The following is a 5,790-nucleotide window of genomic DNA, read 5'->3' on the forward strand; positions in this document are numbered from 1 at the left end:
GCTGCCACGACGCGCCAGCGCCCGGCCTCGGCGCGGGGGCGCCGGGTCGGGTGTCGGGGCGGGCCGGGGAGGAGCCGGATCTGGAAGGCATCGAGAACTAGGGTGCCACACCCGGGAGGTTGCGGCCCGGCAATGTTCGCCACGGCCGGCTCAGCACGCGGCGGGCCCGCTCCGTGGCGTTCGCCACCAGCTGTGATCCGGCGCCGACGCGCACCCAGCGGCCGGCGTGGGCGGCGCCCACCGGCACCGGGCCGCCGACCCCCGGCTCCTCGAGCAGGCCGCGCACCGCGCGGGCGACCGTGCGGGGGACCTCCATCTGCGCGACGTGACCGACCTTGTCGAGGACGAGCAGCCGGCTGTCCGGGATGACGCGGGCCACCTGCGGGGCCACCCGTACGTCCACGAGCCGGTCCTGCCGGCCGGTGACCACCAGCGTCGGGGCCGTGATCCGGGTGGCGATGCGCCACATCGACGCCTCGCCCGGCAGGTACGCCCGGACGAACGAGCCGACGAGCCCGCGCAGGGTCCGCAGGTACGCGTCGAGGTAGGTCGGCACCTCATAGCGCAGCCGGACCTCCTCGATCGCCTCCAGCCAGCGCTCCTCGGGAATCACGGACGGGTCGGCGTAGCACGCCTCGATCACCTGGCGGGCCAGCACGTCGGGGTCGATGGTCGCCAGCCGGCGGGCGGCCAGCCGGTCCGCGCGCGGGACCATCAGCAGCGGCAGCAGCCGGCCGTGGACGGAGCGGCGCGGGTCCAGGAACGGCATCGCGGGCGAGATCAACGTGAGCGTACGGACGAGGTCGGGCCGCAGCCCCGCTACCCGTACGCAGATGGCGCCGCCCAGCGAGTTGCCGGACAGGTGCACCGGGCCGCGCCCGGCGTGCTCGATCCAGCGGATCACCCAGCCGGCCAGGGCCGCCACCGAGTACGACTCGGTGGGGTCGCTGCGGCCGAACCCGGGCAGGTCGATGGCCGCGCCGTCGACCCGGTCGGCGAGCAGGTGCGCCAGATCGGTCCAGTTCGCCGACGAGCCGCCCAGGCCGTGCACGTACAGGGCCGGCGGGGCGTCGGGGACCGTCGCGGGGGTGCGCCGGACGAAGATGCCGGTGCCGTCGACGACCTCGCGTTCGCCGGGCCAGGGCGGCGTCACGCCCGTCATGACCGGCAGCGCATCCTCGGGAACCATCGCGGCGCGTCTCATCCGCCAATTGTGCCCGAGCGGGTCAGCCGAGCAACGCGTCCAACCGCCGGTTGAGTGCGGACAGCGTGGCGCGGACCACAGCCTGGCGCGGGTCGCCGGCCACGATGGACGAGCCGGCGAGCTGCTCGACCCAGCCGTCGCAGACCAGCAGCAGCACGACGAGGGCGACCTCGCAGCCGGCGAACGGCACGAGCGCGACGTGCTCGATGAAGATGCGCCCGCGCGGTTGGCCCGTGCCGTCGTCGAGGAGCAGCTCGTCGAGGGCGGTGCCGGCGGCGACGGCGGCGAGCCGCAGCACGTACCCGTCGACAGCGGGACCGCGGGCGGTGCCGGTGGCCCGGCCGTGCGGCTTGACGGTGAGCCGGACCTCGACGTTGGCCTCCATGCCCAGCGTCGTGACCTGGACGTGGTCGAGGACCACGCGCGGCCCGCCGGACCGGCCGTTGGTGGGGCGCAGCGGGCGGTGCGACGAGTGCTCGCCACGCCCGGCCGGCACGGTGGCGCTGCCGCTGGCCACGGTGCGCATGCCCGCGTGCTGCCGGTCGGGCTCCGTCCACGGCCGGTCGGGCTCGGTCACCGGACGCCGCGGTTCGGCGCGCGTGTGCGCGGTCTCGGTCCAGGGGCGCCCGTCCGGCACGGACCGGGCGTGCGCGGCGCCGGACCCGTTCACCACTCCGGCCGCGCCGAAGGCCGCCGGGGTCACGGGCGCCGAGGCGGCCCCGTAGCTGGCCGGCGTCACGGGCGCCGACCCGGACCCGGCGGGGCGGGCCGGCAGTGGCCGGGCGGCGGTGTCGGACAGCGGACGCTGCTGGTTGGGCTCGGCGGCGAGACCCATGCGCTCCTTGAGCAGCATGGCCACCTCGCGGCTCACCCGGCCCGCGTCGGCGCCCTCGGCGAGGTCGAGGCGCAGGCTGTGCACGCCGCCGGGGTTCCAGCGCAGCTGCGCGTCGCGCACGTCGCGCACCGACCGGACGGCGGCCAGCACGGCGGCCACGTCGAAGCCCTCGGCCGGCAGGCCCCGGGAATGCGTGGCGTCGGTGCGCAGGTAGTCGGCGATGCGGGACAGCTCGCCGGCGGGGTGCACGGGCGCCAGCGCGGGGTCGACCAGCGGGTCGGTCGCGGACAACGGCACCTCGGGCACGTCCGGCATGCCGGGCACCCGCTGCGGCAGCTCCCGCTCGGCGACCGGCTGCGGTGCGGGCGTGACCACCGGCACCGGCACGGCGGCCCGGGCCGGCGACACGGGCGCGGGCGGCTCGGAGATCAGCGGAGTGACGGCCGGCGAGAACGGCGCGACCGGCGGCACCGGCGTCGGTCGCATCGGCAGGCCGGAGTGCGAGGTCGGGCTGGGGGCGGCGGACTCCAGGGGCGCGCGCTGCTGCGGGACGACCGGCGCCTCGGGCCGGTCACGGTCGCCGTGGCTCGGGACGTACTCCCCGTTGTGGTTGCCGTTGGTGCCGTTCACGGTGGGGGCCGGGGAGGTGCTGGCCTCGGTCCACGGCCGGACCTCGAGCGGACGCCAGGTGCGCACGGTGCCGCCGGCCCAGGTGGACATGGTGGCGTCCCGCGCGGCGAGCGCCAGATCATGGTCCGGCCTGGGGGGACGTCGCTCCGCGAGCACACCGCCGGCGGTGACCGGATGCCGCGCCATGTCCCCGGCGGCCGGACCGGGTCCAGCCGATGACGCCCAATCGGTGCGTCCCGTTTCCTCCACCGTGCGCTCCTCGATCGCGTGCCGTAAGGCTACCGTGTGCATGTAGACATTGCTGCGCCACAAATCGGCGCACTCTGTACGCAGGACGACGCGACCAGGAGGTGGGCATGCCCGCGGCGAGCGGTACGCACACGGCGGGACGGCCACTACGACTGCCGCGCTCGGCTCGGCGCAAGCAGTTGCTCGAGGCGGCGCAGGAGGTGTTCGTCGCGCAGGGCTACCACGCCGCCGCGATGGACGACATCGCCGAGCGCGCCGGGGTCTCGAAGCCCGTCCTCTACCAGCACTTTCCCGGCAAGCTGGAGCTCTATCTGGCGCTGCTGGACACCCACTCGGACGCCATCGTCGGCAAGGTCCGCGACGCGATGGCCGCCACCAGCGAGAACAAGCTTCGCGTCGAGGGCGCCATGCGGGCGTACTTCGAGTTCGTCGACCACGAGAGCGAGGCGTTCCGGCTCGTCTTCGAGTCCGACCTGGTCAACGACCCGGCCGTCCGGGAGCGGGTGGAGCGGGTCGAGCGCGGCTGCGTCGAGGCCATCACCGAGACGATCATGGTCGACACCGGCGTGAGCCGGGACCTGGCCGAGCTGCTCGCCTCGGGCCTGTGCGGCGCCGCCGAGACCGCCGCCCGGTTCTGGCTCGCCGGCGGGCGCCGGGTCCCCAAGGAGGAGGCCGAGCAGCTCATCGCGGCCCTGTCCTGGCGGGGCATCGCGAGCTTCCCGATCACCGGCCGCGAGGCCGGGCAAGCCTGAGCCGGGCTCCCCTGAACATCGGCTAGCCTTGCCGCGCGGGCATCCGCAGCATCCGACGATCACGAGGAGGACGACCGTGGAGGTCAAGATCGGCGTGCAGTTCGCCGCGCGTGAGCTGGTCGTGGAGAGCGCCCAGTCGCCGGCCGACGTCGCCAAGGCGGTCTCCAAGGCGCTCGCCGACGACGACGGCATCCTTGAGCTCGTCGACGAGAAGGGCCGGCGGGTCATCGTGCCGGTCGCCAAGCTGGCCTACGTGGAGATCGCGGAGACGACGCAGCGTACGGTCGGCTTCACCGCCGGCTGATCACGTGACGCGGCCGACACACCGGCCGAAGCACCCCAACGCGGATCGCGGACCGGCCCGTCACCGCGCCGGTCCGCGACCGAATCTGACGCGGATCATGGCAATTCAGCACGAATTCCGTCCCGCGTGGTCATATTTGCCACAACAATGGATACCCACGCCCGGCCGTATACCCGTTAACATGGGGTACGTTGCCGCGAACGCTTGGTCACGGATCCTCGATGACCGCCACCACGCGTCCGCGCCGCGTGTGAAGGCCCGCGACCTCCCCGGTCGTGTGCGGCCCACGCCGAAAACCGAGCGTTCCCCTGCAGATTGTGGAGCGCTCCCGATGTGAGAGCCGCCGGCGACCGCCGGCGCAGACAGCAGGGACACCCCCACACACATGAGTTCCGAAGAGATCAACACCGAAATTTCCACCCCGGTTCGTCCCGACGCCCCCACCTTCGCCGAGCTCGGTGTCCGCACCGAGACCGTCGAGGCGCTGGAGCTGGTCGGCATCACCCGCGCCTTCGCCATCCAGGAGTACGCGGTCCCGATCGCCATGCGCGGCGTGGACCTCATCGGCCAGGCGCCCACCGGCACCGGCAAGACCCTGGGCTTCGGCATCCCCATCCTCGAGCGCATCATGTCGCCGGCCGACGGCGCCGACGGCCGCGCCCAGGCGCTCGTCGTCGTGCCCACCCGCGAGCTGGGCATCCAGGTGGCCCGCGACATCCAGGCCGCCGGGAAGACCCGGGGCATCCGGGTCCTCGCGATCTATGGCGGCGTGGCCTACGAGCCGCAGGTCGAGGCGCTGCAGAAGGGCGTCGACGTCATCGTCGGCACCCCCGGCCGCCTGCTCGACCTGGCGCGCCCGGCGAAGAAGGGCGCCCCGGCGCACCTGCGGCTGGACGGCGTGCGCGCCCTCGTCCTCGACGAGGCCGACCGCATGCTCGACCTGGGCTTCCTCGACGACGTCGAGAAGATCCTCGCGATGCTGCCGGAGGACCGGCAGACCATGCTGTTCTCGGCGACCATGCCCGACCCGATCGTCACGCTGGCCCGTCGCTTCCTGCGCCAGCCGATGACGATCAACGCGGAGCGCTCGGCCGAGCAGCCGGGCCTGTCCCCGCAGACCCTGCAGGTCGTCTACCGCACCCACCCGCTCAACAAGGTCGAGGTGGTCGGACGGATCCTGCAGGCCAAGGGGCGCGGCCTGACCATGATCTTCACCCGGACGAAGCGCGCGGCCGACCGCGTCACCGAGGACCTCGACTTCCGCGGCTTCGCGGTCGCGGCCGTCCACGGCGACCTGGGCCAGGGCGCCCGCGAGCGCGCGCTGCGCGCGTTCCGCACCGGCAAGATCGACGTACTCGTCGCCACCGACGTCGCCGCCCGCGGCCTGGACGTCACCGGCGTCACCCACGTCATCAACTACGACTGCCCCGAGGACTCGGAGTCGTACGTGCACCGCATCGGCCGCACCGGCCGCGCGGGTGCCACGGGCGTCGCCGTCACCTTCGTCGACTGGGAGGACCTGCCCCGCTGGCAGCTCATCGAGAAGACGCTGGGGCTGGAGCTGAGCGGCCCGGACGGCCCGCCGGAGACGTACCACACCTCCCCGCACCTGTTCACGGACCTGGACATCCCCGAGGGCATCAGCGGCACCCTGCCGACCGCGGCGCGCACGCGGGCGGGCCTGGTCGCCGAGCACGAGGAGGACCTGGGTGGCGCCAGCCGGCGCACCAGCCGCGGTGGCCGTGACGGCGGCCGCGACTCGAAGGCCCCGGGCCGCGGCGGCCGGGGCGGCCGTTCCGGCACCGGCGAGCGCGGC

General features: G+C 74.2%; 5 protein-coding genes. 3 read left to right on the plus strand and 2 right to left on the minus strand.

What is annotated here, in order from left to right:
• Positions 1–97: 97 nt before the first annotated feature.
• Both ABD211_RS28075 and ABD211_RS28080 read right to left on the minus strand, forming a co-directional pair.
• Entirely contained in the window at positions 98–1,204 is a 1,107-nt protein-coding gene (locus tag ABD211_RS28075; protein WP_344138352.1) for an alpha/beta fold hydrolase, read from the minus strand.
• A gap of 22 nt (positions 1,205–1,226) precedes the next feature.
• Positions 1,227–2,855, minus strand: a complete 1,629-nt coding sequence (locus tag ABD211_RS28080; protein ID WP_344138354.1) for a hypothetical protein — start codon at positions 2,853–2,855, stop codon at positions 1,227–1,229.
• A gap of 170 nt (positions 2,856–3,025) precedes the next feature.
• On the opposite strand from ABD211_RS28080, the gene ABD211_RS28085 reads away from it, so the two are divergent.
• From ABD211_RS28085 to ABD211_RS28095, 3 genes are all read left to right on the plus strand, one after another.
• A complete protein-coding gene (locus ABD211_RS28085; RefSeq protein ID WP_344138356.1) occupies positions 3,026–3,670 on the plus strand; it encodes a TetR/AcrR family transcriptional regulator in 645 nt (214 codons plus the stop codon).
• A 76-nt stretch (positions 3,671–3,746) separates the two neighbouring features.
• On the plus strand, positions 3,747–3,974 hold the full coding sequence (locus tag ABD211_RS28090; RefSeq protein ID WP_344138358.1) for a DUF3107 domain-containing protein: 228 nt from the start codon (positions 3,747–3,749) through the stop codon (positions 3,972–3,974).
• Positions 3,975–4,359: 385 nt separating this feature from the next.
• A partial coding sequence (locus tag ABD211_RS28095; RefSeq protein ID WP_344138360.1) for a DEAD/DEAH box helicase occupies positions 4,360–5,790 on the plus strand: 1,431 nt, incomplete at its 3' end.

The organism is Luedemannella flava (assembly GCF_039528515.1).
Classification (GTDB): domain Bacteria; phylum Actinomycetota; class Actinomycetes; order Mycobacteriales; family Micromonosporaceae; genus Luedemannella; species Luedemannella flava.